Genomic DNA, 26,314 nt, shown 5'->3' on the forward strand with positions numbered 1-26,314 from the left:
GCGCCCCGCGTGGCGGACGCCTCAGGCGTCGCGCTTCTTGAGCATGACGGCGGCGGCCGCGACCACGATCAGCGTGTAGGCGCACAGCAGGCCGAAGCCGGGCCACGCGTCGAACAGCGGCAGGGCGCTGGAGGGGCCGCCGCTCGCGCCCCCGGGGCGCTGCCAGAGGTGAACGCGGTGATGATCCGCTCGCCGGCAGCGCTCGGCAGCCACTTGTTGATGTGCTCGGCCCAGGCTGCGCCCGTCGCACCGGCGATCGTCCCGATGATGGTCGGCACCAGGAAGAACAGTGCGACCACCGTCACGATGGCGCCGGGCGTGTTGCGCAGCAGCGCGCCGACGGCGAGAGCGAACAGAGCGACCACCGTCGCGTACAGCGGCGCGCCGAGCAGCGAGCGCACCTGCTCGCCGTCCGAGAGGTCCACGGAGATGTCGTGCGACGACAGGATCGGGTGGGTGACGAGGTAGGCGATCGCCGTCGAGACGGCGATGACCACGAACGTCACCACGGCGACCACGGTGAGCTTGGCCCACAGCACGGGCAGGCGCGTGGGTGCCGCGGACAGGCTGGACCGGATCTGCCCCGTCGAGTACTCGCCCGTGATGGCGATCGCCCCGAGCGACGCGGCGACAAGAGCGCCGAACGAGTAGCCGGCGACGACGAACGTCGTCGGCGGGATGCCTCCCGCCTCGTCGGCCGCGGCCATGGCCTCGGGGTTGCCGCTCACGAAGCTCGTGAAGGCCAGCGAGAACAGCAGCGCGAAGCCCACCATGATGACGAAGGTGACGCCGAGAACCCACCACGTGGAGCGCAGGCTCCACAGCTTGCGCCACTCGGAGCGCAGCAGGCGCGGGAAGGTGACCTTGGTGCTCGCGTACGGCGACGTGAACATGGGGGCGGTGGACACGGTGCTCATCGCGGGTCTCCCGTGGTCGTGGTGGGAACGGTGAGCGGCGCGGCGGTGTGACGCCCCGCGTGCGAGGGGTCCCCGGTGCGGTACTCGACCGAGTCGGCCGTCAGCGCCATGTAGGCCTCCTCGAGCGTCGACGCCACGGGCGTCAGCTCGTGCAGTGCGACGCCCGCGGTGAGCGCGAGCTCACCGATCGCGGCCGCATCGACGCCGGTGACGTCGAGCAGGTCGGCCTCGCCCGGTGTCTCGACGACGGCGCCCGCGCGGCGCAGCGCCTCGGCCAGCGCGTCGGCGCCGGGGGTGCGCACGCGCACCGAGCGGCGCGAGGCACCCTCGGTGAACTCCTTGACGGGCGAGTCGGCGAGGATGCGGCCCTTGCCGATGACGATGACGTGGTCGGCGGTGAGCGCGACCTCGCTCATGAGGTGCGACGACAGGAACACGGTGCGGCCCTGCGAGGCGAGGTAGCGGGCGAGGTTGCGCACCCACAGCACGCCCTCGGGGTCGAGACCGTTGACGGGCTCGTCGAGGATGAGCGTGCTCGGGTCGCCGAGCAGCGCGCTCGCGATGCCGAGCCGCTGGCCCATGCCGAGCGAGAACCCGCCCACGCGCTTGCTGGCCACCGACGTCAGCCCGGTGAGCTCGATGACCTCGCCGACGCGCGTCGCCGGGATGCCGTGCGTCGCGGCGAGCACGCGTAGGTGCTGCACCGCCGACCGGCCCGGATGGACCGCGCGCGCCTCGAGCAGGGCGCCGACCTGCGTGAGGGGCGACTTGTGCTGCGCGTATGGACGTCCGTTGACGGTCACCGAGCCTGAGGTGGGGCGGTCCAGCCCCATGATCATGCGCATCGTCGTCGACTTGCCGGCGCCGTTGGGCCCCAGGAAGCCGGTCACGATGCCGGGTCGGACGGTGAAGGTGATGTCGTCGACGGCGGTCTTGGGGCCGTAACGCTTGGTCAGGCCGTGTGCCTCGATCATGGGGTGAGCGTATGTTGCCGCGTGGCATGGCGACACAGGGTGTTCACCGATTAACACCCCGATTGTCCGACATCCGAGGACACCGAGTTCGAGGACACCGAGTTCGAGGACACCGAGTTCGAGGACACCGAGGACGTGGCGCCTGCGACGACGAGCAGGGATGATGGGAACCGCCCGGGCCCCCGGCGCGTTGGCACAGGGGACAGGGCGGCAGACGCATGGCCCGGACCGGGCCGGACCAGGAGGAGCTTGTGAGCAACCCCTACTTCTCGAACAGTGCGGTCTTCGGTGAGCCTCGGCGCACCGGGCGCCGCGGGGGCGTCGGCACCGCGCAGCCGCCGCGTCCTGGCGCGGCGGAGCCGGTGCAGTACGGGCAGCAGTACGGGCAGACGGCCTACCAGGCCGGCACGTACGGCACCCAGGCGGCCGATGCCGCCTCGCTGGAGAACCTGTACAACGCCCCGTCGGCGACGACGGCGGACACCAAGCGCCTGACGTACGACGACGTCATCATCAAGACCGGCGGGCTGCTCGCCCTGCTCGTGGTGGTCGCGGCGGCGACGTGGCAGCTCGCCCCGGCGATCTGGCCGCTCGGGATGATCGTCGGGCTGGTGCTCGGCCTGGTCAACTCCTTCAAGAAGAACCCGAGCCCGGTGCTCATCACGCTCTACACGCTCGCACAGGGCGTGTTCCTCGGCGGCATCTCGTTCGCGTTCGAGAACTTCGGCGTGGTCGGCGGGCAGCCCGTCCAGGGCCTGGTCATCCAGGCCGTCCTCGCCACGATGGTCACCTTCGCGGCCGCGCTGTTCCTCTACAAGTCCGGGCGTGTCCGCGTGACGCCCAAGTTCCAGCGCTGGCTGATGATCGCCCTCGTCGGGTTCCTGGCGTTCCAGCTCATCAACCTCGTGCTCGTGTGGACCGGCGTGCTCTCGGGCGCGGGCGCTCGCGGGGCGGGCTCGGCGTCGTCGTCGGGCTCGTGGCGGTGGGCCTGGCCGCGGCCTCGCTGATCGTCGACTTCGACTCGATCAAGCGCGGTGTCGACCAGGGCGTGCCGGCGAAGTTCGCGTGGGCGGCGGCGTTCGGGCTGATGGTCACGCTCATCTGGATGTACCTGGAGTTCCTGCGGCTGCTGGCGATCCTGCAGGGCCGGGACTGACGCCGGGGGCAGGAGGGGCGCGGCAGCCGCGGCCCTCCTGCCTCGCCATGGGGCAGGATGACCCCATGCGCTACGCCACCCACGTGTCCGACCTGGTAGGCCACACCCCCCTGGTCAAGCTCAACACCGTGACCGCGGGCCTGTCGGCGACGATCCTCGCCAAGGTCGAGTACCTCAACCCCGGCGGCTCCGTGAAGGACCGCATCGCGCTGAAGATGATCGAGGCCGCCGAGGCGTCGGGAGAGCTCAAGCCCGGCGGCACGATCGTCGAGCCGACGTCGGGCAACACCGGCGTCGGGCTCGCGCTCGTGGCGCAGCGCAAGGGCTACCAGTGCGTGTTCGTGTGCCCCGACAAGGTCAGCAAGGACAAGCGCGACGTGCTCGCCGCCTACGGGGCACGCGTCGTCGTGACCCCGACGGCGGTCGCCCCCGAGGACCCGAACTCGTACTACTCGGTCAGCGACCGGCTCCTGCGGGAGATCCCGGGGGCGTGGAAGCCCAACCAGTACGCCAACCCGAACGGGCCCGCCTCGCACTACGAGTCGACGGGGCCGGAGATCTGGGCGGACACCGACGGACGCGTGACGCACTTCGTCGCAGGGGTCGGCACGGGCGGGACCATCACCGGCACGGGCCGGTACCTGCACGACGCGTCCGCGGCGCGCGCGGACGAAGACGGCGGACGGGTGCGCGTCGTCGGCGTCGACCCGGCCGGCTCGGTCTACTCGGGCGGCGACGGGCGGCCCTACCTCGTCGAGGGTGTGGGCGAGGACTTCTGGCCGGCGGCCTACGACCCGGCCGTGCCCGACGAGATCATCGCCGTCACCGACGCCGACTCGTTTGCCATGACCCGGCGGCTCGCGAAGGAGGAGGCGCTGCTGGTCGGCGGCTCGTGCGGCATGGCCGTGACGGCCGCGCTGCGCCTGGCTCGGCGCCTCGAGGACGAGGACCCGCAGGCCGCAGCGAAGGCCGTCATCGTCGTCCTGCTGCCCGACTCCGGGCGCGGCTACATGTCGAAGATCTTCGACGACGCCTGGATGCGTTCCTACGGGTTCCTCGACGCGTCGCAGGGCGTGACCGCCGGTGACGTGCTGCGCTCGAAGGCGGGCGACCTGCCCCAGCTCGTCCACGCGCACCCGACGGACACCGTGCACGACGCCATCGAGATGCTGCGCGAGTACGGCGTGTCCCAGATGCCCGTCGTCGTGGCAGAGCCGCCCGTCAAGATCGGTGAGGTGGCGGGCTCGCTCACCGAGCGCACGCTGCTCGACCTCGTGTTCAGCGGCAAGGCCGGGCTCGCGGACCCGGTGAGCGCCCACATGGAGGAACGGTTCCCGCAGGTCGGTGCGGGCGAGGGCATCGAAGCGGTCCGTGACGCCCTGCACGGCGCGGACGCGCTGCTCGTGGTCGAGGACGGCAACCCGGTGGGCGTGCTGACGCGGCACGACCTGCTGGGGTACCTGGCCCGCTGAGACGGCCGGGCTCGTGGCCCGTCAGTCGGTGTAGCTGCCCGTCGCGGGGGTGCCGTCGTAGTTGCCGGCGAGGCACAGGGCGTTGCGACTGCCCAGGGCCCAGGCGGTCTCGTTCGGGGTCGAGAACGTGATGCCGACCGTCTGGAGGTCGGTGCCGTCGGTGACGTAGGCGGAGATGGCGCTCGCGCAGAACGTGTCCGCCTGCGCCGACAGCGTGGCAGTGCCCGGGAAGTCGCCGGCCGGGAACGTCGTGATGGCGAACACCTCCCAGCGGTGCGGCCCGTCGCACGGAACGATGGCGGCCTTCTCGAGAGACGCGCCGTCAGCGATGTCGAAGCACTGCCCGACGGTGTCGGGTTCGGCGGCGATCCGATCGAGGTTGTCCTGGTGGCGAGCCACGGCCAGGCCGACCAGGGCGAGAGCGATGACCAGCCAGACGAAACCCAGGACGATTCCTGCGATCGTCATCCCGCGGCCCTTGCGGCCGGACTTCTTGACCCTGGACAGGCCGACGAACCCGAAGATGATCGCCAGCACGGAGGCCCCGGCAAGACCCAGCACGAGCGCGGCGACGGCGAACCGGTCGGTTCCCTGCGCCGGCGCGGGACGGCCGACGGTGCCCGGCTCCGGCGTGGGCTCCGGCGTGGACTCCTGTGCGGGTGCAGGCTGCGGTGCCGGGCCTGAGGGGTTGATGCCGGGCGTCGTCATGAGTGCTCCATCGGGTCGCAGGATCGGGCGTGGCCCAGGGCACGAAGTTGATCGCGTGCGTGGTCGCCGGTCAAACGCGACGGCGCGGTTTGGCCAAGCGTCCCCTGCGCGACGCGGGCCGGCCGCGCCCGGTCCGCGTAGGCTTGCCCGGGCACATTCCCGACCGTGAAGAGGTACCACGTGACCACGCTCCCCAACGCCTCCGGCACCTTCGGCGACAAGCCGGAGCTCACGTTCCCCGAGGGCGGCGCACCGGCCGGCCTCCAGGTGCAGGTTCTCGCGGAGGGCACCGGGCCCGTCGTCGAGGCCGGGCGCACCATCGTCGTCAACTACCTCGGGCAGACGTGGGGCGGCCACGTCTTCGACAACTCGTACGACCGCGGCACGACCATCGACTTCCCGATCGGTGTCGGCGCCGTCATCGGCGGCTGGGACAAGGGCCTGGTCGGACGCAACGTGGGTGACCGCGTGCTGCTGTCGGTGCCGCCGGAGCACGGCTACGGCTCGCGCGGCGTGCCGCAGGCCGGCATCGGCGGGTCGGACACCCTGGTCTTCGTGGTGGACGTGGTCGGCGTCCGCTGACCTCGCCGCACGACGCCGCGGCGCCGGTGACCTCCATGGTCACCGGCGCCGCGGCTTTTCGTGCGCTCTGCGCTCGTGCCGGGCTCAGCCCTCGTAGCGGACGGCGTCCCAGACGCCCAGAAGGTACTGGATGCCCAGCGCACGGTCGTACAGCCCGTAGCCGGGGCGGGGGGTGTTCCCGCGGTTCTCGTCCCACAGGTGACGGCCGTGGTCGGGGCGGATGTACCCGGTGTACCCAGCCTCGGCGTAGGCCCTCATGATGCCGACCGTGTCGATCGAGCCTTCGCACGCCCGGTGGGCGACCTCGGTGAAGTCCCCGTTGGGGAAGTGCTTGATGTTGCGCACGTGGCTGAAGTGGATGCGGTCCATGAACGTCCTGACCGCGTCGACCGGGTCGGAGTCGGGGTTCGACCCGAACGATCCGAGGCACAGCGTCAGGCCGTTGTAGGGGGACTCGTTGAGCGACAGGACGCGAGCCAGGTCGGCCTTGCGCGAGACGACGCGCGGCCAGCCGAAGATGTCGAACGCCGGGTCGTCGGGGTGGACGCCGAGCTTGACGTCGAACTCCTCGCACGTGGGGATCACCGCGTCGAGGAAGTACTTGTAGCTGGCGTACATGTCCTCGCGTGTGACGCCGACGTACGCCTCCTTGAGCTCCTGGAACGACGCGAGCCGCTCGGGCTCCCACCCGGGCAGCGTGAGCCCGCCGTCGTCGAGGTTCATCGAGGCGATGAGCGTCTCGGGCGTGAGCCGGTCGACGACGGCCTTCTCGTAGAACAGTGCCGTGGAGCCGTCGGGGAGCGGGTGGAACATGTCGGTGCGCAGCCAGTCGAACACCGGCATGAAGTTGTAGCAGACGACCTTGACCCCGGCCCGGCCCAGGCGCTCGATCGTGAGGCGGTAGTTCTCGATCGCCTCGTCGCGGGTCATCCCGAGCACGGTCTTGCCGAGCTTGATCGACTCGTGCACGTTGACCGACTCGACGACGTCGGCGCGGAACGTCTTGGTGATGCCCTGGGTTCGGTGCGCCGCGGTCAGGCGCTCGATGTGGGCGATCTCGGCGGCGATCTCGCCCTCCTGCCACACGTCGCCTGCCTGCTTGTAGTGCAGTGACCACACGATCGTCTCGACGCCCGGAATCTGCCGGATGTCGTCCAGTGCGACCGTGTCGTTGCCCTCGCCGTACCAGCGGAAGCCCATCTTCATCGTCGTCGTCCCTCTCAGCTTCGGTTCACAGCAGGCCGTCGCCCGCGGCCGCGAGCGCGCGTGCGTGCTCGGTGACGGCGGCCAGCAGGCCGGGGTGGGTCGCGGCGCTGTCGGGCAGCACCCCGGGGACGGCCAGCAGCGCACGCGCGACGCTCGCCGCGTCGTCGCCGGCGTCGGTCGCGGTGGCCGTCAGGGTGGCGGCACCGGCCGGGTCGCCCAGGTCGACGCCGTCGCGCACCGCGCGGCGGACGAACTCGCTCCACGCGGCCAGGCCGAATGCGATGCCCTGCGGCACGCGGCCGGCCTCCAGGTGGTGGCGCAGTGCGGCACCCCAGCGGAACGGGATCTTCTGGGTGCCGTCCGTCGAGACCTGGCGGGTGGTGTGGCCCGTGGCCGGGTTGGCGAACCGGTCGAGCAGGTCCCGGCCGTAGGCGGGCAGGTCGGCGCCCGCGGGCGGCGTCACCGACGGCAGCGCGTCGTCGAACAGGTAGGCGGAGGCGTGCTCGGCGATCTCGGGGGCGACGACGGCCTCGGCCATCGTCGCGTAGCCGAACAGCCGCCCGGCGTAGGCGATGAGGGAGTGGGTGCCGTTGAGCATGCGCAGCTTGGCCTCCTCCCAGCTGGTGACACCGTGCGCGTCGACGATCCGTGCGCCGGCCAGCTCCCATGCGGGGCGCGGGCCGATGAACGCGTCCTCGATCACCCACTGCCGGAACGGCTCGGCGCTGATCGCGGCGTCGTCGCGTGCGCCGAGGATCTCTTCGACGCGGTCGAGCGTCGCCGACGTGACGGCCGGGGTGATGCGATCGACCATCGAGCTCGGCCAGGTCGTGGACTCGTCGATCCAGGTGCGGAACGCGGCACCCTCGGGGCCGGGGGCCGCAGCGGCGACGAACTCGTCGGTCACCGCTTTGAGCACCTTGCCGTTGTGGGCCATGTTGTCGCAGCTCAGCACGGTGACGACGGGGCCGCCGGCGCGGAAGCGCGCGCCCAGGCCGCGCACGAGCAGGCCGACCGCGGTCGCGGCGGGTGCGGCGCCGTCGGTCGCGGGCGATCCGGTGGCGAGCTCGGCGGCGAACGCCTCGACGTCGGGGCGGGCCTGGTCGAGGTCGAGATGGCCCGCGCGCGTGCGGACGTAGCCCTTCTCGGTCACGGTCAACGTGATGACGTGGGTGGTCGGAGCGGCCATCGCGGCCAGCAGGCGCGGCGTCTCGTCGCCGGGGTAGGCGACGTCGAGCACCGACGCGACGACCTGCGCGCGTTCGACGACGCCGCCGTCGGCGTCGCGGCCGACGGTCAGCACGGTGTACCGGCCGCCCTGCTCGCGCAGCGCCGGCACCAGCGAGGGGGTGCGCTCGACGTCGCCCAGGATGCCCCAGGTCAGGTCGCCCGACGCCGCCATCGCGTCCTGCGTGTACAGCGCCTGGTGCGCGCGGTGGAACGCGCCCCAGCCCAGGTGGACGATGCCGACGCCCGTCGGTACGGCAGGCGGTGCGGCGACGCCGTCCGGGAGCGGGGTGCCGGGGCCGAGCCGACGTGTCGCGGGGGTGGGGTGCATGAGCGTGGTTCCTTCGACGCAATGAAAACGTTCGCGCTCAGCCTAACCAGGACTTTCGCCGTCCGGGAGACGTAGGCTGCAATCGTTTCCTCTCCGTCGCCCTGACGGCCCCCCGACGGCACGACCGCACGACCGCACGACCTGACCGACCTGACCGACCTGATTGCCATGGAGCACATCGCCGTGACCCGGACGCCCCACCTACCGTCCCTTCCTGTCGACCCATCCGTTCATCCCGCGTGGTTGCCGCAGGCGGCGTTCGCGCCGCTCGGCTCGCGGCGCGTCGCCGTCGCCGTCGACGACTCGCCCGTCGCGCGCACCGTGCTCGCCGAGGTCACCGCGGCCGTGGCCGCGCACGGCGGCGAGTCCGTCGCACCCGGCGCGGCCGACGTCGAGCTCGCGCTGCGCCCCGACGCCGCCGCGGACCCCGAGGCGTTCACGCTGACCCGCGCCGCCGGCGTCGTCGCGGTGACGGCCGCCGACGCGCGCGGGCTGCTCTACGGCCTGTACCACCTGGTGCGCCTGGGCGAGGAGGCGTTCACCGGCGCCGACGGCACCTGGACGATCGCGCCGCACACGCCGCTGCGCATGCTCGACCACTGGGACAACATCGCCGTCCACCCCGTCATGGGGCAGGTCGAGCGCGGCTACGCGGGCGGTTCCATCTTCTACGACGACGGCGCCGTACGCGCCGACCTCACCCGCGTCGCGCAGTACGCGCGGCTCCTGGCGGCGTCGGGCATCAACCGTGTCGCGATCAACAACGTCAACGTCGGCCCGCTCGAGACGCGACTGCTCGACGACCTGCTGCCCGACGTCGCGCGCATCGCGGGCGTGTTCCGGCCCTACGGCATCACCACGCACGTGTCCGTCTCGTGGGCCGCGCCCGTGCGCCTGGGCGGGCTGACGACGTCGGACCCGTTCGCACCCGAGGTGCAGGAGTGGTGGGCGCGTGCCGCCGACCGCGTGTGGGCCGCCGTCCCCGACTTCGGCGGGTTCGTCATCAAGGCCGACTCCGAGGGCCAGCCCGGCCCGTTCGCCTACGGCCGCACGCACGCCGACGGCGCGAACATGCTCGCCGCCGCCGTCGCACCGCACGGCGGCCTCATCCACTGGCGTGCGTTCGTGTACAACCACCAGCAGGACTGGCGCGACCGGCGCACCGACCGCGCCAAGGCCGCGTACGAGCACTTCGCCCCCTACGACGGCACGTTCGCCGACAACGTGATCGTGCAGATCAAGCACGGCCCGCTCGACTTCCAGGTCCGCGAGGCGATGTCGCCCGCGATCGCGGCCATGCCGGGCACGCGGGTCGCGCCCGAGTTCCAGGTCACCACGGAGTACCTCGGGCACCAGAAGCACGCGGTGTACCTGGGGCGCATGTGGTCGCAGCTGCTCGGCTTCCCGTACTGGGGCACGGGCGGCCGCACGCTCGCCGACGTCGCAGCCGGGCGTCACCCCGACGGCGACGGCACGCGCGTGGGTGGGCTCGCCGCGGTCTCCAACGTGGGCGACGACGTCTTCTGGACCGGGCACCCGCTCGCCCAGGCCAACCTCTACGCCTGGGGCCGCCTCACGTGGGACCCGTCCGCCGACCCGGTCGCGATCCTCGACGAGTGGATCGGCCTGACGTTCCCCGACGCCCCCGCCGTGGTGCGCGAGACGCTGCACGCCGTGCTCGACGAGTCGTGGGAGACGTACGAGCAGTACACGGCCCCGCTCGGGGTGTGCTTCATGGTCCAGCCCGGATCGCACTACGGGCCTTCGCCCGACGGGTACGAGTACTCGCCGTGGGGCACCTACCACTTCGCCGACCGTGACGGCATCGGCGTCGACCGCACCCGCGCGACGGGCACCGGGTTCACCGGGCAGTACCCGGCCCCGTGGTGCGACGTCTACGAGTCGCTCGAGACGTGCCCCGACGAGCTCCTGCTGTTCTTCCACCACGTGCCCTACACGCACGTGCTCCACAGCGGCAAGACGGTGGTCCAGCACGTGTACGACACGCATTTCGAGGGGCTCGAACGCGTGCTGGAGTCCGTGCGTCGCTGGACGGAGACGCTGGATGCGTTCCCGGCCGACCTCGCCGACCGGGTCACGGAGCGGTTCGCCGAGCAGGTCCGCTCGACGACGGACTGGCGCGACGTGATCAACACGTACTTCCTGCGTCATTCGGGCGTCCCGGACGCCCACGCCCGCCAGATCTTCTGACACCCGCCCCGCCGCCCCGCGCGAGCACCGTGCGGGGCGGCGCGGGCGTGTCAGGCGTCCGGCGCGGCCGTAAAACGGTCGTAGATGTCGCTGAAGGCAGGCTTGGCGTTCTGGTACCAGAACCAGACCCAGACGCCGATGAGTGCCAGGCTCCACTCGCCGAGGAACATCAGGCCCGTGACCGCGATCAGGAGCAGGGCCAGCACGCCGAAGGTCGTGCGCTTGGTCGCGCCCAAGTAGTAGACGGCCAGGCGCGCGACGTCGCGCGTGCGGAACGAGAAGAACGTCGCGATGGCGAGGGCGTGCATCGCCCACGCGGCGACGACCACGGAGATGAGGACGAGCACGATCCGGTACGCGGCGCCGATGCCGGCGACCTCGCCGTTGGCGAGCGTGAAGCCGGTGATGCCGAGCACGACGAGCGCTGGGACCCAGAGCCGCAGCACGTCGGCCCAGTTGAGCCGGTACCCGCGCCAGAACGCGCGCGCCGGGGCCAGGTCCTCGTCGGTGTAACGGGCGCGCACCGTGTAGAGCCCGGCCGACAGGGCGGGGCCGAGGGGTACGGCCGCGAGCGCGAAGAACGGCACGTTCGCCGCGGACGCGTCGAGCAGGAAGGTGAGGGCGATCGTCGGCAGCGATGTGAGCACCAGCAGTGCCGTGAGCACGATGTACCAGTAGATCGATTTCGTGGCGCGGCCCAGGACCCCCTCGCCGAAGTCGCCCGGCGTCCGGTGTGCAGGGCGCGCGGGAGGGTCGAAGGGGGTCGGCGCGGCGCCCTGGGGCTCGTCGGTGCTCACGGTGTCGAGGCTAGTGCTCGTGAGCTCGTGCACCGGCGAGCCTGGCGGGTGACACCCGGTCGCCCGCGGTGCGCCGCCTCACCGGGCCGCATATGCGAGCCTCGGCAGCCGGTAGGCGAGGTCGACCGCCGTGTCGGCGGCCTCGTCCAGGTCCAGGCGGTGCTCGGCCACCAGGCGGGCCAGGGACCCGGCGTCGATGCGGCGCGCCAGGTCGTGCCGCGCCGGGATCGAGCAGAACGCGCGGGTGTCGTCGACGAAGCCCGACAGGTTGGCGAACCCTGCCGTCTCGGTCGCCGTCTCCCGGAACCGGCGCATCGCCTCGGGCGAGTCGATGAACCACCACGGCGCGCCCAGCCGCATCGCGGGGTACACGCCCGCCAGCGGCGCCAGCTCGCGTGAGTACACGTCCTCGTCGATCGTGAAGACGATGGTGCGGAAGCCCGGGTGGTGACCGAACGCGTCGAGCATGGGTTGCAGCGCGCGCGTGAACTCGACCGCGACGGGGATGTCGTAGCCCTTGTCGGAGCCGTAGCGGCGCGTCATGCGGCGCGCGTGCCCGCGCTCGACACCCGGGTGGATCTGCATGACCAGGCCGTCCTCGCTGGCCATGCGGGCCATCTCGAACAGCATGTGCGCGCTGAACGCGGCCACCTGCGCGCCCGTGACGGGGCGGCCGTTGAACGCCGCGTCGAACAGGCGGGCGGCATCGTCGTCGGGCAGCGGCGTGGTGTCCGGGGTGGCGGGGCCGTGGTCGGTGGCGACGCCGCCCGCGGCCTTGAAGCGCAGGCGCTGGGCGCGCAGCGCGTCCAGGTAGGTGGCGTAGTCGTTCACCTGGACGCCTGCGGCGGCCCCGGTGGCCAGCACGTCGTGCGTGAACGTCAGGTTGTCGAGCAGCAGCAGCGGGTCGGGGCGGAACGTGGGCAGCACGCGCTCGCCCATGCCCTGCGCCGCGAGCGCGTGGTGATGCTCGAGCGACGCCCACGCCGGGTCGGTGGTGCCGATGACCTCGATGTCGAAGCGGTCGAGCAGCGCGCGCGGGCGGAACCCGGGGTCGGCGATCTCGGCGGCGATGCGGTCGTAGATCGCGTCGGCGGTCTCGGCCGACGGGCGCTGCGTCACGCCGAAGATCTCGACGAGCTCGTGCTCCATCCAGAAGCGCGTGGGCGTGCCGCGGAACGCCGGCCAGTGCTCGCAGAACCGCCGCCAGATCGCGCGCGGGTCGGCCTCCACCGGGGCGGAGCCGTCGACGGCGGGCACGCCCAGCTCGTGCAGGGCGTACCGGCCCTGGGAGATGATCATGCGCAGCAGGTAGTGGTCGGGGACGACGAGCAGCTCGGCCGGGTCGGTGAACGGCGTGTCGTGCGCGAACCACTCGACCGGCACGTGGCCGTGCATCGAGACGATGGGCAAGGACCGCGTCTGCTGGTAGATCTCGCGTGCGATCGGCCTGGTCACCGGATCGGCCGGCAGGGCGCGGTCCTCGTGCAGGGTCCAGGGCTGCGTCATCGTGCTGAGCTCCTCGCTCGGGAGAGGGTGGCGTCGGCGCCACGGCTGCGAACGTTTGCAGCATAGCGACCCGAGGCTCGGCGTCGAGCGGCGAGAGCGCGTCGTGACGCCTTCGGTGCGCCCCGCGTGTCCGCCTCCGGTGGCACGCGCCTCAGCGCCGCACGCTGCGCGTGACCGTGAACCGCGGATCGCGCGCCACCTGCTCGGTCGGCCCGACCGCCCGCGCCAGCGCGCCGCGGTAGCGCAGCACCGAGTTGTACACGCACCACAGCTCGCCGCCGGGCCGCAGCACGCGCGCCGCCGTCGCGAACATGCGGTGCGCCGCGTCCGTGGACAACGCCGCCCGGTCGTGGAACGGCGGGTTGCACACGACCAGGTCGGCGCTCGCGTCGGCCTCGCCCGCCCCGGCGTCGTCGCGCAGCACCGTGACACGCTCGCCGACGCCGTTGGCTAGTGCCGTCGCCCGGGCCGACGCCGCGGCCGCCGCCGAACGGTCGGTCGCCACGACGCGCGTGCCGGGGTCGCGCAGCGCGAGCACGGTGGCCAGCAGTCCCGTGCCGCAGCCGAGGTCGAGCGCGTCGGCCGCCGCGGGCCAGCGGTCGGCCGTGCGCAGCAGGGCGCGCGTCCCCAGGTCGAGCGCCGCGCCCGCGAACACGCCGCCGTGCGCCACCACCGTGACTCCCGCACCCGGCGGCAGGCCCGCCGCGGCGAGCAGCTCGGCGTCGTGCAGTACCGCCGTGACGGGGTACGACGGCGGGCGCGAGCGGCGCGGTCCGGAGGCGACCAGGGCGCGCGACTTACCGCGCGCGAGCGTGGCGCGCACGTGCGTGAACGAGGCGGCCAGGACGTCGTTCATGGCGTGCGTCATGTGCTTGACCCGCCCCCCGGCGAGCAGCACGACGTCGTCGGCGGCCTCGCGAGCCACCAGGTCGGCGACCTCCTGCAGCGCGGCGAGCGAGCGGGGGAGCTGGAGCAGCACGACGCGTGCCCCGCGCACCGACGCAGGTTCGAGGGCGTCGAAGGTCTGCAGGTCGAACGGCGAGCCGTGCAACGGCCCCGCGTTCGCGGCCCTCAGGTTGGCGGCGACGGCCCGCTCGGCCGTGACGGCGTCGGTGTGCAGCCGCAGGGCCGCGACGTCGAGGGCGCGCGCGCCGACCGTCAGCGCCCCGAAGCGGTCCCCGACGACGACGACGTCCCCGGCCGCCGTGCTCGCGAGCAGGGGCGCGGCCTCGTCGAGCAGCAGCCGGTCGGTTGCGTCGACGGCGACGGGGCCGTCGGGACGGGTGCCGTCCTCGGGCCAGGGGGTGAGGACGGCGAGCGTGTCACGCAGCCGGGTCGCGGCGTCGTCGGGCACGTCGGGCACGTCGGTCATGCGGCGCTCGGTCGTGCCGCTCAGTCGCGCGGGGCCGTGCGACGGGCGGCGCGGGTGGCCTCGAGGGCCGCCTTCTGCGCCATGCGGTCCTCCTCCTCGCGCACCTTGGCCGCGACCTCGCGCTCGTGGACCAGCCAGGCGGGCGGGTCGGCGCGCAGCTCGTCGATCTGCGCGGTGGTCAGCGGCTCGGTGATGCCGCCCCGCGCCAGGCCCGCGATGGACACGCCCAGCCGCCCGGCGACCACGGGCCGCGGGTGCGGGCCCTCGCGGCGCAGCGTGGCGAGCCACTCGGGCGGGTTCTTCTCCAGCTCCTCGAGCTCGCCGCGCGTGATGCCGTTCTCCTGGAACTGCGGGGAGTGGCGGGCAGGTAGACGCCGAGTCGCTTGGCCGCGTTCGACGGCTTGAGAACCTGCTGCGAGAAGGGTGTGGCCATGCGGCCTAGGGTACGTGCCGCGCCCGCGCCGCGGCGGCGGGCGCGACCCAGGTGACCGCTGCCGCGGGCGCCCACGTAGCCTGGCCCGGTGAGCGAGCAGCCTGCGGGGTCCTTCCGGCTCGGGTACGTGCCCGGTGCGACGCCCGGCAAGTGGGCGCGCACCTGGCGCGAGCGCCTGCCCGACGTGCCGCTCGAGCTCGTGCAGGTCGAGGCGGCCGACGCCGTCGCGGCCCTCGAACGCGGCGACGTCGACGCCGCGATCGCCCGTCTGCCCGTCGACAAGACGCGCCTGAGCGCCATCGCGCTGTACGAGGAGCTGCCCGTCGTCGTCGTCTCGCGCGACCACCTGCTCGCGGCCACCGACGACGACGAGCCGGTGGCGGCCTCGGACCTCGCCGACGACGTCGTCCACCTGGCCGACGACGACGTGCTGTACGCGCCGGGCGTGCCCGTGCCGGGCCTGCGGCCCGTCGCCTACCGCGAGGACGGGTCGGTCGACCCGGCCGGGGCGGCGCCGCGCCCGCCGACGACGGCCGAGGCCGTCGCGTGGGTCGCGGCCGGCGCGGGCGTGACGATCGTGCCGATGTCGCTCGCCCGGCTGCACCACCGCAAGGACGTCACGCACCGCGTGCTCGACGGCGGCCCGACGGCGCCGGTCGGCCTCGTGTGGGTCTCGGAACGGACCACGGACCTGGTCGACGAGCTCATCGGGATCGTGCGCGGACGCACGGTCAACAGCTCGCGAGGGCGTGCCACGCCGCCCGCTTCGCGGCAGCCGGAACCGCCGCAGCCTGCCCGTCCGCGCCGCGCTCCTGCCGGCCGCCCGCGCCGGACCCCGCCCCGAAGCGCCGCGGGCGCCGCTGACACGTGCCGGTCCGCGCCGACCCGGTGCTGACCTGCGCCGCCCCGCGCTGACCTGCGCCGCCCCGTGCCGACCTGCGCGGGTCAGCCGCGCGGTGGGAGCAGCGCGCGCACCGCGTCGATCGTGTCGGCCTCGGCGGCGGGCTTGTCGTCGCGGTAGCGCAGCACGCGCGCGAAGCGCAGGGCGACCCCGCCGGAGTAGCGCGCCGAGCGCTGCACCCCGTCGAACGCGACCTCGACGACCTGCTCGGGGCGCACCCGCACGACCCAGCCGTCGGCGGGGCCGTCGGCGAGGTCCGTGAACCTGGCGGTCTGCCAGGCGAGCATGTCGTCGCTCATCCCCTTGAACGTCTTGCCGAGCATGGCCCACCCGTCCGTGCCGCCGGTGCCGCCGCCCGGGACGCGGGCGCCCAGGTGGATGTTCGACAGCCACCCGGAGCGCCGCCCCGACCCGCGTTCGACCGCCAGCACCACGAGGTCCAGCGTGTGCCGCGGCTTGACCTTGACCCACGCGCCGCCTCGGCGTCCGGCGTCGTAGGCCGCGGTGAGGCTCTTGACCACGACACCCTCGTGACCGCTTGCGAGCACGTCGGCGAAGAACTCGGTGGCCGTCGCGGGGTCGGCGGTCACGATGCGCCGCACCAGGGCCGACGGCGGTGCGAGGCGTTCGAGCGCGGCGAACCGGTCGGCCTCGGGCTCATCGAGCAGGTCGTGCCCGTCGACGTGGAGCGCGTCGAAGAGGTAGGCGGTGAGCGGCACCCGCGCGGCGGCGTCCTCGCCGCGGCTTCCCGTGCGGGCGGCGGTCTCCTGGAACGGCAGGGGGCGTCCGTCGGCGCCCAGCGCGATGGCCTCGCCGTCGAGCACGACGGCGTCGGCGGGCAGCGAGCGCATCAGGGCGACGAGCTCGGGCAGGCGGTCGGTGACGTCGTCGAGCGAGCGGGTGTAGATCGCGACGTCGTCGCCGTGGCGGTGCAGCTGGACGCGGATGCCGTCGATCTTGGCCTCGACGGCCACGGGCGTGTCGAGCCCGGACAGCGCCGTCGCGACGTCGGGCGCTGGCGAGGCGAGCATGGGCCGCACGGGCCGCCCGACCTCGAGGCGGAACGCCGCGAGGGCGTCCGCGCCTCCGCTGAGCGCGGCCCGCGCGATGGGCCCGGACAGGGCGCTGAACATGGCCGCCCGGCGCACCGCGGCGAGCGGGACGTGCGCGGCGGCGGCGACGGCGTCGAGCAGGAGCGAGTCGAGGGCGCCCTGCCGCAGCTCGCCGAGGATCAGGCCGTGCAGGAATCGCTGCTCCTCGGCGGTGGCGGCGGTGAGCAGGCGGTCGAGCGTGGCGGCGCGGGCGGCCTGGGCGCCGGCGCCCACGGTGGCGGCGAGCGTGCCGAGCGCGGTGTCGACGTCGCGCGGCGTGAGGGTCGGCGTGCGGGCGGGCTCCGGGGGCGGGACAGCGAACGCCAGCCGATGCCTGAGCGCCGCTGCCGTGGACGTCCGGAGAGGAACGCTGCGACGATCTCGACGAGGTCGACGTCGTCGTCGTGGGCGGCGTCGTGCAGCGCGCGCGCGAGCAGGTCCCGTTTGGCGAGCCGTGACCGCGTGGCGGCGACGGCGGCGGAGGTGGCGACGACGTCGTGGAACAGCACGCCGTCGATGCTGCCACCTGCGTGGACGGCCCGCCCGTGCCGCGTGCGCGGGCGCACGAGCACGCGACGCCATCCTATTGACATGTATCGATATGGGGAGCACAGTTTCCTATCGACGCACGTCGATGTACGCGACCCGATGGAGGTTCCGATGGCTGTGGACGAGACACTGCGCGAGCAGGTCCGTGACCGGTACGCACGCGCTGCACGCAGCGCGCAGAGCGGAACCGGCGCAGACACGGGCGACTGCTGCGGCGGGGTCTGCGGCCCGGGACCGCAGAAGGTCGTGTTCGGCGCAGGGCTGTACCAGCCGGACCAGATCGGCGCGCTGCCCGAGACCGCGGTGCTCGCCTCGCTCGGCTGCGGCAACCCGACGGCCGTCGCCGAGCTGCGCGTGGGCGAGCGCGTGCTCGACCTCGGCTCCGGCGGCGGGATCGACGTCCTGCTCTCGGCCCGCCGCGTCGGCCCCACGGGCTTCGCGTACGGCGTCGACATGACGAACGAGATGCTCGACCTCGCGCGCTCCAACGCCACCCAGGCCGGCGTCGCCAACGTCGAGTTCCGCCACGGCACCATCGAGGACCTGCCGTTCGACGACGCGTCCATCGACGTCGTCATCTCCAACTGCGTCATCAACCTGTCCACCGACAAGGACGCCGTGCTCGCCGAGATGTTCCGCGTCCTGGCCCCCGGCGGGCGGATCGGCGTGTCCGACGTCGTCGCCGAGGACCACGTCACGCCCGAGCAGCGTGCCGAGCGCGGATCGTACGTCGGCTGCATCGCCGGGGCGATGTCACGCCAGGAGTACGTCGACGGGCTCGCGGCCGCCGGGTTCACCGACACCCAGGTCACGTTCACGCACGAGGCGGCCCCGGGGCTGCACGGTGCGATCGTCCGGGCCGTCAAGCCGGCAACCCCCTGACCCACCGCGACCGCTGCCCGGCCCACGCCGGGCAGCGGCGCGGCCGGTCAGACGGCCGCGGGGTACGGCACGCCCGTCTTCGCGTGGCAGCGGTACCCGTGGGGGTTCTTGTCGAGATACTGCTGGTGGTAGTCCTCGGCGTAGAAGAACGGCCCGGCCTCCTCGGCCGAGCGCATCTCCGTGGTGATCGGGTCGAACCCGCGCCCGGTCAGCACCTCGCCGTACACCGTCGCGGTGGCGCGCACCGCGGCCTCCTGCTCGGGCGTCGTCCAGTAGATCGCCGACCGGTACTGCGTGCCGACGTCGTTGCCCTGCCGGTTGCCCGACGTCGGGTCGTGCCGCTCCCAGAACGTGCGCAGCAGGTCCTCCTCGGACACCACCGACGGGTCGTAGGCCACCAGCGTCGTCTCGGTGTGGCCCGTGCAGGCGGTGCACACCTCCTGGTAGGTGGGGTTCGGCGTCGTCCCGCCCATGTACCCCACGGCGGTGCTCACCACGCCGGGGACCCGCCAGAAGATCTCCTCGGCACCCCAGAAGCACCCCATCGCCAGATACAGGACGCGCGTGCCCTCCGGCCACGGCCCGGTGATCGACGTGCCCAGCACGGTGTGCGGGGCAGGGTTGGCCAGCAGCGGCGCCGTGCGGCCGGGCAGCGCGTCCTCGGGCGCGATCGGGGCCCGCGTGTCGGTCGAGAACAAGCGGTCGAAGAACGAGCTCACAAGTCGTGCCTCCTCCTGGGCGCGCCCGGTGCCGTAGACACGCGTGGTGGCGCTCCCGGTGGTGGCAACGGCGCGGCGTCCACAGGTGTTCCGCCGCCCGCGGGCGGCGGAACGCAGACCGGCCTAGGGTGCCGCGCATGGTTCCCGGACCACGACGACCCGACTCCGCCCGACGCGCCCGCCAGGGGCCCAGGGACACGCGCACGCACGGCCGGGAAGGACGCCGACATGCTCGAACGCGCCGAGAAGGCCGACCCTCTGCGGCGCCTCCCGCACCCCGGACCATAAGGTGGTTCCCGTGACCACGGACGACTGGACAGACACCGGCTTCTCCACCAGAGCGATCCACGCCGGGCAGGAACCGGACCCGACCACGGGCGCCGTCGTGCCTCCCGTCTACCTCACGAGCACCTACAAGCAGGACGGCGTCGGCGGGCTGCGCGGCGGGTACGAGTACTCGCGCTCGGCCAACCCCACGCGCACCGCGCTCGAGACCGCCCTCGCCGCGGCCGAGGCCGGGTCCTCGCCGGCGCACGGCTTCGCCTTCGCCTCGGGCCTGGCCGCCGAGGACACGCTGCTGCGCGCCGTGCTGCGCCCGGGCGACCACGTCCTGCTGCCCGACGACGCGTACGGCGGCACCTACCGCCTCATCGCGCGCGTCTTCGGCGCCTGGGGCGTGGAGCACACCGCCGTCGACCTGACCGACACCGCCGCCGTCGCCGCCGCCGTGCGGCCCGGCACCACGCGCGTGGTCTGGGTCGAGACCCCGACCAACCCGCTGCTCGGCATCAGCGACATCGCGGCGCTGGCCGCGGTCGCGCACGACGCCGGCGCGCTGCTCGTCGTCGACAACACGTTCGCCACGCCCTACCTCCAGACGCCGCTCGCGCTCGGCGCCGACGTCGTCGTCCACTCGACCACCAAGTACGTGGGCGGGCACAGCGACGTCGTCGGCGGGGCGCTCGTGGTGGCCGACGGCGTCGCGATCCCCGGCGGTCGCACCGCCCCGAACGGCGAGGCGGACGTCGCGGGGGCCGTCCGGTTCCACCAGAACTCCTCGGGCGCGGTCGCCGACCCGTTCGCGGCATGGCTGACGCTGCGCGGGCTCAAGACCCTCGCGGTGCGCATGGACCGCCACCAGTCCAACGCGCTCGCCGTCGCCCGCTACCTCGAGTCGCACCCGCGCGTGACGCGCGTGCTCTACCCGGGTCTGGAGTCGCACCCGGGCCACGCGCTCGCGGCACGGCAGATGAGCGGGTTCGGCGGCATGGTGTCGTTCCAGGTCGGCAGCGAGGCCACGGCTCTCGACGTCGTCGGGCGTACGCGCGTGTTCACGCTCGCCGAGTCGCTCGGCGGGGTCGAGTCGCTCATCGAGCACCCCGGCCGCATGACGCACGCGTCGGTCGCGGGCTCGGCGCTCGAGGTGCCCTCCGACCTGGTGCGGGTCTCGGTCGGGATCGAGGACGCCGCCGACCTCGTCGCCGACCTGGAGCAGGCACTCACGCCCTCGGTGGCGCCGTGAGCGTCGAGCCGGTGCGGCCGGGCGCCCACCCCGTCCCTGGCTCGGTGCGCGCGGCTGCTGCGTGGTCGTGGCGGCTGCTGCTGATCGGCCTGCTCGTCGCCGCCGTGCTGTGGCTGCTGTCCCAGCTCAAGACGATCGTCGTGCCCGTCGCCGTCGCCGTGCTGCTCGCGGTGCTGCTGCGGCCGTTGCGGGACACGCTCGAACGGTGGCTGAGGCTGCGGCGCGGGCTCGCCACCGCCGTGTCGATGCTCGGGTTCCTCGCCGTCGTCGTCGCGCTCGTCGCGCTCGCGGGGCGGCAGATCGTGGCCGGGTTCACCGACCTCGCCGACCAGGCCGTCGCGGGCTTCGACGAGGTCCGTGCCTGGCTCGCGTCGGGCCCCCTGGACATCGGCACCGACCAGCTCAACGGCTACTGGGAGCAGATCAGCGACGCCCTGACCGACGCGGGCGGGACGAGCACCATCGTCACCGGCGCCCTCGGCGCGGCGACGACCGTGGGCCATGTGCTCGTCGGCGCGCTCATCGCGCTCTTCTGCACCGTGTTCTTCCTCATCGACGGACGCGGGATCTGGACGTGGCTGGTCAACCTCCTGCCCATGGGCGCGCGCGAGAAGGTCCACCAGGCCGGCCGGCGCGGCATCGTGACCTTGTCCGCCTACGTCCGCACCCAGGTGCTCGTGGCGCTGGTCGACGCCGCCGGCATCGGCATCGGCTCCGCGTTCTTCGTGCCGGCCCTCGCTCTGCCGCTCGGCATCCTCGTGTTCGTCGGGTCGTTCGTGCCCATCGTGGGCGCGATCGTGACGGGCGTGATCGCGTGCGTCGTGGTGCTCGTGGCGCAGGGGTGGGTGGCCGCGCTCATCATGCTCGCGATCGTCCTGCTCGTGCAGCAGATCGAGGGACACGTGCTCCAGCCGTTCCTCATGGGCCACGCCGTGTCGCTGCACCCGGTGGCCGTCGTGCTCGTGGTGGCCGCCGGGTCGCTCGCGGCGGGGATCATCGGTGCGCTGTTCTCGGTGCCGCTGGCCGCCGTGCTCAACACGGTGATGCTCTACCTGCACGGCACCGACAAGTTCCCCGCGCTCGGCACCGACGACCACCTGCCGCTCCTGAGACGGCGGCCCTCGCTGCCGGCGCTCGGGCTCTCGCAGCGCACAGGTCTGCGGTGGGTGCGCGCCGAGGGCCCGGAGCCCGACGCCGACGACCCGACGGGCGACGTGGACGCCCGCGAGGCGACCCGGCGCGACGACGGAGACGACCGGTGACGCCCTCGGTGACGCTGGCCGACGTGCAGGCCGCCGCCCACCTGCTCGACGGCGTCGCGATCCGCACCCCCGTCCAGCCGTTCCGTGCGCTCGCCGAGACCGCGGGCGTGCCCGTCATGCTCAAGCTGGAGAACCTGCAGCGCGCCGGCTCGTTCAAGATCCGCGGCGCGTACACGCGCATGGCCCGCCTGACCGAGGCCGAGCGTGGGGCCGGCGTCGTGGCCGCCTCCGCCGGCAACCACGCGCAGGGCGTCGCCCTCGGTGCCCAGCTCCTCGGCATCGACGCCGTCGTGTACATGCCCGTCGACGCGCCGCTGCCCAAGCTTGCCGCGACGCGCGGCTACGGCGCCGACGTCCGGCTGGTCGGCACCAGCGTCGACGAGGCGCTGGTGGCCGCGCGCGCCGAGGCCGCCCGGTCCGGGCGCGTGCTCATCCACCCGTTCGACCACGTCGACGTCGTCGCCGGTCAGGGCACCGTCGCGCTCGAGATCCTCGACCAGGTGCCCGACGTGGGCACCGTCGTCGTGCCGCTCGGCGGCGGCGGGCTCGTGGCGGGCATCGCGACGGTGCTGGCCGAGGCCGCGCCGCACGTGCGCGTCGTCGGCGTTCAGGCGGAGATCGCGGCGGCGTACCCGGCGTCCATGGCCGCGGGCCACCCCGTGCCGCGCAGGCTCGGACCCACGATGGCGGACGGCATCGCCGTGGGTACCCCGGGCGACGTGCCGTTCGAGATCCTCGAACGGCTGGGCGTCGAGATCCGCACCGTCAGCGAGGAGCAGATGTCACGCGCGCTGCTGCTCGTGGCCGAACGGGCCAAGCTGGTCGTCGAGCCCTCGGGCGCGGCGGGGGTCGCGGCCGTCATGGCCGACCCGGCCGGGCTCGCCGGCACCGTCGTGCCGCTGCTGACCGGTGGCAACATCGACCCGCTGCTGCTCATGCGCGTCATCCAGCACGGCATGGTCGCCGCCGGCCGGTACCTGCAGCTGCGCGTCCGGGTCGACGACAAGCCGGGCGCGCTGGCCACGCTCGTGCAGACCGTCGCGGCCGCGGACGGCAACATCATGCACGTCGACCACACGCGCACCGACGTCGAGCTCGGCGTGTCCGACGTGATGGTGACGCTCCAGGTCGAGGCCAAGGGGCCCGAGCACTGCGCGCAGATCCTCTCGGCCCTGCGCGCAGCCGGGTTCGAGGCTCAGGCCCCGCAACGAAGCTGACCGAGGTCGCGGGCGTCAGCCGACGAACGGCTTGGCGCCCGTGATCTCGACGGTGAACTCCTTGCCGTTGGGGGCGACGTAGCTCACCGTGTCGCCGATCGCGTGGCCGTCGATGGCCGCGCCGAGCGGTGAGGTGGGGGAGTACACGTCGACGTCCGTGGTGCCCGCGATCTCGCGCGAGCCGAGAAGGAACGTCATGGGCTCGCCTGCGAGCAGCACGTCGACGAGCATGCCGGCCTCGACCATCCCGTCGTCGGGAGGCGTGCCGATGTGGGCCGAGCGCAGCTTCTCCGTGAGCTCACGGATGCGCGCCTCGTTCTTGCCCTGTTCCTCGCGGGCGGCGTGGTAGCCGCCGTTCTCCTTGAGGTCGCCCTCGTCTCGGGCGGCCGCGATGCGCTCGGCGATCTCGGCGCGGGCGGGCCCGGAGAGGTGCTCCAGCTCAGCCTTCAGCCGGTCGTGAGCCTCCTGGGTGAGCCAGGTGACAGCAGAATCGGACACGAGGGCTCTCCTTTCGTGATGCTCGGAAGCCTGGCCGTGGCCGCACGTCATCGCACCGACACGCGTCGGCACGCGTGTCGGTCGGGACCAGAACTGCGTGAATCCCTCAGCCTATCCCGCCACGGGGTGGCACAGGCAAGTCGATCAGCCGCGAGTGCACCCGTCGACGACACCGGCATCCGCGAGCTGCGACGTCCGCAACGTCACGGTGTAGCGCGCCGTACCCGACTCGCTCGGTCCCACCGGGACGCGCATCGAGCCCACCTCGGCGAAGCTCTTCGACAGCGCGCCCACCGTGCACACCGCCGTCGTCCCCGGGGGCATCGACACCTGGAAGTCGATCTCGATCTCCTCGGCGCTCGTCACCCGGAACGAGACGACGTCGGCCTGGACCGGGTCCCGCTGATGCTGGACGACGGCGAACCATGCCGCGAGCGCGACGGCCGCCGCCAGGGCGAGGACGACGGCCACCTTGGCGCCGCGCGACAGCCCGGACGAGGCGCGCCCATACCGGTCGGCGGGCGGCGTGGGCGGGACGGCGGTGCTCATGGAGCATGATTGTTGTCGATGCGCGCGGCGCGCCTCGACCCCCCACGGGGCAGGATCGTGTGACGTTGCGCTGAAATGTCCGTGATCGTGGAGGTCAGCCTTGTCTCGCGCCCCTCTTGGCACCCCCGGCCGCCTGCGGCTGATGGCCGTGCACGCACATCCCGACGACGAGTCGAGCAAGGGTGCCGCGACAGCGGCCCGCTACGCCGCCGAGGGCGCCGAGGTGCTGGTGCTGACCTGCACGGGCGGTGAGCGGGGCGACGTGCTCAATCCCGCCTTCGAAGTGCCGGCCGGCCACGAGTTCGAGTCGCTCGCAGGCAAGCGGGCCGTGCGCCGTCTGGAGATGGCGGCCGCCGCGCAGGCCCTGGGCGTCCAGCAGCACTGGCTCGGGTTCGTCGACTCGGGCCTGCCCGAGGGCGACCCGCTGCCCCCGCTGCCCGACGACGCGTTCGCGCGCCTGCCCCTCGATGTCGCGGCCGCACCGGTCGTCGAGGCGGTGCGACGGTTCCGCCCCCACGTCATCACGACGTACGACCCCAGCGGCGGCTACCCGCACCCCGACCACATCTACACGCACACCGTGTCGATGGAGGCGTGGGAGGCCGCAGGCGACGCGTCACGCTACGTCGTCGGCGGCGGTGCCGAGCCGTGGACGCCGCTCAAGCTCTACTACGGGCACGGGTTCTCCCTCGCCCGCCTGCGTGCCGTCCACGAGGCCATGGAGGGCCAGGGTCTCGAGTCGCCGTTCGGCTCGTGGATCGAGTCGCGCGCCGCGCGCGAGATCCCCGAGCGGCAGGTCACCACGCGCGTGCGCGTCGACCAGTACTTCCCGCAGCGCGACGCAGCGCTCGTCGCCCACGCCTCGCAGATCGACCCCGACGGCTTCTTCTTCGCGGTGCCGCGCGACGTCGAGGCCGACGTGTGGCCGTGGGAGGAGTATGAGCTCGCCGCCTCGCGGGTGCCCACCCACCCCGGCGAGGACGATCTGTTCGCCGGCATCCGCGGGACGGAGGCCGCCCGATGATCGCGCTCGCCCACCAGCTCGCGGCCGGGCTCGCCGCCGCGCCGACCCCGTCGCCGTCGCCGGCCGAGCAGCTCGACACGACCACCGTGACACCCGGTATCGAAGGGTTCATCGCGACCTTCCTGCTGGCGCTCGCCGCCATCGGGCTGTTCCTGCTCATGGCGCGATCGCTGCGCCGCACGAGCCACAACGCGCAGGCGCGGGGCATGGACGTCGCCGAGTCGGCCCGTGGCGTCCGCACCACACGATTGCCCGTGCGGGCACCCGAGCCGACCGTCCCCGGGGTGCTCGACGGCGGATCGCCGGTCGCGAGCCCCGAGACGGGCGACCCCGGCGACGCGGGCGACGCGGGCGAGCCGCGAGCGTGACGGTGCGCCTCACACTCGGGCAGATCGAGGCCAGCGCCGACCACGCCGCCAACCGTGCGGCCGTCACCGACGTCGTGCGCGAGGCGGCCCGAGAGGGCAGCGACCTCGTCGTCCTGCCGGAGTACGCCTCGGGCTACGACCCGCGCGCCGTCGGCCCGGCACACGCCGAGCCGCTCGACGGCCCCTTCGTCACCCTGCTGCGAGAGCTCGCCCGCGAGCACGGCCTGAGCGTCGTCGCAGGGACGACGCTGCCGGGTGCGGCGCCAGCGAGGGCCGTCAACGCCGTCGTCGTCGCCGCCGACGACGGCGAGATCGCGGGCGTGTACCGCAAGGTCCACCTGTACGACGCGTTCGGCGTGCGCGAGTCGGACACCCTCGAACCCGGCCCGGCAGACGCCGCACCGGTCACGTTCCGCGTGGGCGACCTCACGTTCGGCCTCCTGACCTGCTACGACCTGCGCTTCCCCGAGTCGGCGCGCCGAGCGGCCGACGCCGGCGCCGAGGCGCTGCTCGTGCCCGCGGCGTGGGCCTCGGGCCCGCTCAAGGCCGACCACTGGCGCACCCTGCTGCGCGCCCGGGCGATCGAGAACACGTCCGCCGTGGTCGGCGTCGGCCTCGCGGGCCGCGGCGTGACGGGCCGATCACTCGTCGCCACCGCCGACGGCACGGTCACCCTGGAACTCGACGCGACTCCCGCCACCGCGACGACGACGCTCGACCCCGCCGCGATCACCGCCACCCGCCGCACCAACCCCGCGCTGGCCAACCGCCGCTACACCACGACACCGAGGTAGCGCCCGGCGCCGTCGGGCCGCCGCGCACGACCCCTCGCGTCAAAAG

General features: G+C 73.3%; 22 protein-coding genes and 3 pseudogenes. 12 read left to right on the top strand and 13 right to left on the bottom strand.

All coding sequences use genetic code 11. The annotated features are described in order from the left end of the window. Positions 1–68: 68 nt before the first annotated feature. Both ET495_RS00240 and ET495_RS00245 read right to left on the bottom strand, forming a co-directional pair. A complete protein-coding gene (locus tag ET495_RS00240) occupies positions 69–917 on the bottom strand; it encodes an ABC transporter permease subunit (RefSeq protein ID WP_129201680.1) in 849 nt (282 codons plus the stop codon). Further along, complete coding sequence (locus tag ET495_RS00245; protein WP_129201682.1) at positions 914–1,891, bottom strand: ABC transporter ATP-binding protein; 978 nt, start codon at positions 1,889–1,891, stop codon at positions 914–916. Before ET495_RS00245 ends, ET495_RS00240 begins: the two co-directional genes overlap by 4 nt. 251 nt (positions 1,892–2,142) lie before the next feature. Between ET495_RS00245 and ET495_RS00250 the strand changes: the two are divergent. Both ET495_RS00250 and ET495_RS00255 read left to right on the top strand, forming a co-directional pair. Next, positions 2,143–3,047 (top strand): annotated as a pseudogene (locus tag ET495_RS00250) (Bax inhibitor-1/YccA family protein). A gap of 65 nt (positions 3,048–3,112) precedes the next feature. Beyond that, positions 3,113–4,519 (top strand): cystathionine beta-synthase, encoded by a 1,407-nt coding sequence (locus tag ET495_RS00255; RefSeq protein ID WP_129201684.1) that lies wholly within the window; start codon positions 3,113–3,115, stop codon positions 4,517–4,519. 21 nt (positions 4,520–4,540) lie between these two features. Here ET495_RS00255 and ET495_RS00260 read toward each other — a convergent pair whose 3' ends face one another. Beyond that, the gene (locus ET495_RS00260; RefSeq protein WP_129201686.1) at positions 4,541–5,227 is read right to left on the bottom strand and encodes a DUF4190 domain-containing protein; all 687 of its coding nucleotides are present in this window, start codon (positions 5,225–5,227) and stop codon (positions 4,541–4,543) included. A 180-nt stretch (positions 5,228–5,407) separates the two neighbouring features. On the opposite strand from ET495_RS00260, the gene ET495_RS00265 reads away from it, so the two are divergent. Continuing rightward, positions 5,408–5,809, top strand: coding sequence for an FKBP-type peptidyl-prolyl cis-trans isomerase (locus ET495_RS00265; protein ID WP_129205800.1), 402 nt, complete (start codon positions 5,408–5,410; stop codon positions 5,807–5,809). A gap of 84 nt (positions 5,810–5,893) precedes the next feature. Here the strand turns inward: ET495_RS00265 and uxuA are convergent, their stop codons facing one another. Both uxuA and ET495_RS00275 read right to left on the bottom strand, forming a co-directional pair. Next, on the bottom strand, positions 5,894–7,015 hold the full coding sequence (gene uxuA, locus ET495_RS00270; protein WP_129201688.1) for a mannonate dehydratase: 1,122 nt from the start codon (positions 7,013–7,015) through the stop codon (positions 5,894–5,896). Between the two features lie 25 nt (positions 7,016–7,040). Then, the gene (locus ET495_RS00275; protein ID WP_129201690.1) at positions 7,041–8,573 is read right to left on the bottom strand and encodes a mannitol dehydrogenase family protein; all 1,533 of its coding nucleotides are present in this window, start codon (positions 8,571–8,573) and stop codon (positions 7,041–7,043) included. 168 nt (positions 8,574–8,741) lie between these two features. Between ET495_RS00275 and ET495_RS00280 the strand changes: the two genes are divergently transcribed. Continuing rightward, positions 8,742–10,784 (top strand): alpha-glucuronidase, encoded by a 2,043-nt coding sequence (locus ET495_RS00280; protein WP_129201692.1) that lies wholly within the window; start codon positions 8,742–8,744, stop codon positions 10,782–10,784. 50 nt (positions 10,785–10,834) lie between these two features. Here the strand turns inward: ET495_RS00280 and ET495_RS00285 are convergent, their stop codons facing one another. The 4 genes and pseudogenes from ET495_RS00285 to ET495_RS00300 all read right to left on the bottom strand — a co-directional run bounded on the left by ET495_RS00285 (position 10,835) and on the right by ET495_RS00300 (position 14,892). Continuing rightward, positions 10,835–11,581, bottom strand: a complete 747-nt coding sequence (locus ET495_RS00285; RefSeq protein WP_162616315.1) for a DUF624 domain-containing protein — start codon at positions 11,579–11,581, stop codon at positions 10,835–10,837. A 78-nt stretch (positions 11,582–11,659) separates the two neighbouring features. Beyond that, positions 11,660–13,087: a glucuronate isomerase gene (uxaC, locus tag ET495_RS00290; protein WP_129201696.1), complete on the bottom strand. Its 1,428-nt coding sequence runs from the start codon at positions 13,085–13,087 to the stop codon at positions 11,660–11,662. Between the two features lie 151 nt (positions 13,088–13,238). Next, on the bottom strand, positions 13,239–14,459 hold the full coding sequence (locus tag ET495_RS00295; RefSeq protein WP_129201698.1) for a class I SAM-dependent methyltransferase: 1,221 nt from the start codon (positions 14,457–14,459) through the stop codon (positions 13,239–13,241). Between the two features lie 20 nt (positions 14,460–14,479). After that, a pseudogene (locus ET495_RS00300) lies at positions 14,480–14,892 on the bottom strand (DUF5997 family protein). An 88-nt stretch (positions 14,893–14,980) separates the two neighbouring features. Here ET495_RS00300 and ET495_RS00305 point away from each other — a divergent pair. After that, positions 14,981–15,787 (top strand): LysR substrate-binding domain-containing protein, encoded by an 807-nt coding sequence (locus tag ET495_RS00305; RefSeq protein WP_129201700.1) that lies wholly within the window; start codon positions 14,981–14,983, stop codon positions 15,785–15,787. 50 nt (positions 15,788–15,837) lie between these two features. On the opposite strand, the pseudogene ET495_RS00310 reads toward ET495_RS00305, so the two are convergent. Continuing rightward, a pseudogene (locus ET495_RS00310) lies at positions 15,838–17,393 on the bottom strand (ATP-dependent DNA ligase). A 151-nt stretch (positions 17,394–17,544) separates the two neighbouring features. On the opposite strand from ET495_RS00310, the gene arsM reads away from it, so the two are divergent. Then, positions 17,545–18,315: an arsenite methyltransferase gene (arsM, locus tag ET495_RS00315; RefSeq protein ID WP_129201702.1), complete on the top strand. Its 771-nt coding sequence runs from the start codon at positions 17,545–17,547 to the stop codon at positions 18,313–18,315. A gap of 47 nt (positions 18,316–18,362) precedes the next feature. Here the strand turns inward: arsM and msrA are convergent, their stop codons facing one another. Further along, positions 18,363–19,034: a peptide-methionine (S)-S-oxide reductase MsrA gene (gene msrA, locus ET495_RS00320; protein WP_129201704.1), complete on the bottom strand. Its 672-nt coding sequence runs from the start codon at positions 19,032–19,034 to the stop codon at positions 18,363–18,365. A gap of 298 nt (positions 19,035–19,332) precedes the next feature. Here msrA and ET495_RS00325 point away from each other — a divergent pair, with 298 nt between their 5' ends. Genes ET495_RS00325 through ilvA form a run of 3 tightly spaced genes read left to right on the top strand, consistent with a single transcriptional unit; the run spans position 19,333 to position 23,035 of the window. Continuing rightward, positions 19,333–20,556: a cystathionine gamma-synthase gene (locus tag ET495_RS00325; RefSeq protein WP_129201706.1), complete on the top strand. Its 1,224-nt coding sequence runs from the start codon at positions 19,333–19,335 to the stop codon at positions 20,554–20,556. Next, positions 20,553–21,818, top strand: a complete 1,266-nt coding sequence (locus ET495_RS00330) for an AI-2E family transporter (protein ID WP_129201708.1) — start codon at positions 20,553–20,555, stop codon at positions 21,816–21,818. Before ET495_RS00325 ends, ET495_RS00330 begins: the two co-directional genes overlap by 4 nt. Beyond that, positions 21,815–23,035, top strand: coding sequence for a threonine ammonia-lyase (gene ilvA, locus ET495_RS00335; RefSeq protein ID WP_129201710.1), 1,221 nt, complete (start codon positions 21,815–21,817; stop codon positions 23,033–23,035). The genes ET495_RS00330 and ilvA overlap by 4 nt, the downstream gene beginning before the upstream one ends. Before the next feature lie 15 nt (positions 23,036–23,050). Here ilvA and greA read toward each other — a convergent pair whose 3' ends face one another. Both greA and ET495_RS00345 read right to left on the bottom strand, forming a co-directional pair. After that, a complete protein-coding gene (gene greA, locus ET495_RS00340; RefSeq protein ID WP_129201712.1) occupies positions 23,051–23,533 on the bottom strand; it encodes a transcription elongation factor GreA in 483 nt (160 codons plus the stop codon). Between the two features lie 144 nt (positions 23,534–23,677). Continuing rightward, entirely contained in the window at positions 23,678–24,082 is a 405-nt protein-coding gene (locus ET495_RS00345; protein ID WP_129201714.1) for a DUF4307 domain-containing protein, read from the bottom strand. A 142-nt stretch (positions 24,083–24,224) separates the two neighbouring features. Here ET495_RS00345 and mca point away from each other — a divergent pair, with 142 nt between their 5' ends. From mca to ET495_RS18295, 3 genes are read left to right on the top strand one after another with little or no spacing between them, the layout of a single operon-like run. Beyond that, on the top strand, positions 24,225–25,106 hold the full coding sequence (gene mca / locus ET495_RS00350) for a mycothiol conjugate amidase Mca (RefSeq protein ID WP_129201716.1): 882 nt from the start codon (positions 24,225–24,227) through the stop codon (positions 25,104–25,106). Beyond that, positions 25,103–25,474: a hypothetical protein gene (locus ET495_RS18290; protein ID WP_245993196.1), complete on the top strand. Its 372-nt coding sequence runs from the start codon at positions 25,103–25,105 to the stop codon at positions 25,472–25,474. Before mca ends, ET495_RS18290 begins: the two co-directional genes overlap by 4 nt. Further along, on the top strand, positions 25,471–26,268 hold the full coding sequence (locus tag ET495_RS18295; protein WP_245993197.1) for a carbon-nitrogen hydrolase family protein: 798 nt from the start codon (positions 25,471–25,473) through the stop codon (positions 26,266–26,268). The genes ET495_RS18290 and ET495_RS18295 overlap by 4 nt, the downstream gene beginning before the upstream one ends. Positions 26,269–26,314 lie beyond the last annotated feature (46 nt).

The organism is Xylanimonas allomyrinae, assembly GCF_004135345.1.
GTDB classification, from domain to species: domain Bacteria; phylum Actinomycetota; class Actinomycetes; order Actinomycetales; family Cellulomonadaceae; genus Xylanimonas; species Xylanimonas allomyrinae.

Coding starts and splice junctions, on each gene's coding strand:
- ET495_RS00240 (WP_129201680.1), bottom strand. CDS start 917: ATGAGCACCGTGTCCACCGCCCCCATGTTCACGTCGCCGTACGCGAGC.
- ET495_RS00275 (WP_129201690.1), bottom strand. CDS start 8,573: ATGCACCCCACCCCCGCGACACGTCGGCTCGGCCCCGGCACCCCGCTC.
- ET495_RS00245 (WP_129201682.1), bottom strand. CDS start 1,891: ATGATCGAGGCACACGGCCTGACCAAGCGTTACGGCCCCAAGACCGCC.
- ET495_RS00345 (WP_129201714.1), bottom strand. CDS start 24,082: ATGAGCACCGCCGTCCCGCCCACGCCGCCCGCCGACCGGTATGGGCGC.
- uxuA (WP_129201688.1), bottom strand. CDS start 7,015: ATGAAGATGGGCTTCCGCTGGTACGGCGAGGGCAACGACACGGTCGCA.
- ET495_RS18290 (WP_245993196.1), top strand. CDS start 25,103: ATGATCGCGCTCGCCCACCAGCTCGCGGCCGGGCTCGCCGCCGCGCCG.
- mca (WP_129201716.1), top strand. CDS start 24,225: ATGGCCGTGCACGCACATCCCGACGACGAGTCGAGCAAGGGTGCCGCG.
- arsM (WP_129201702.1), top strand. CDS start 17,545: ATGGCTGTGGACGAGACACTGCGCGAGCAGGTCCGTGACCGGTACGCA.
- ET495_RS00280 (WP_129201692.1), top strand. CDS start 8,742: ATGGAGCACATCGCCGTGACCCGGACGCCCCACCTACCGTCCCTTCCT.
- uxaC (WP_129201696.1), bottom strand. CDS start 13,087: ATGACGCAGCCCTGGACCCTGCACGAGGACCGCGCCCTGCCGGCCGAT.
- ET495_RS00295 (WP_129201698.1), bottom strand. CDS start 14,459: ATGACCGACGTGCCCGACGTGCCCGACGACGCCGCGACCCGGCTGCGT.
- ET495_RS00260 (WP_129201686.1), bottom strand. CDS start 5,227: ATGACGACGCCCGGCATCAACCCCTCAGGCCCGGCACCGCAGCCTGCA.
- ET495_RS00255 (WP_129201684.1), top strand. CDS start 3,113: ATGCGCTACGCCACCCACGTGTCCGACCTGGTAGGCCACACCCCCCTG.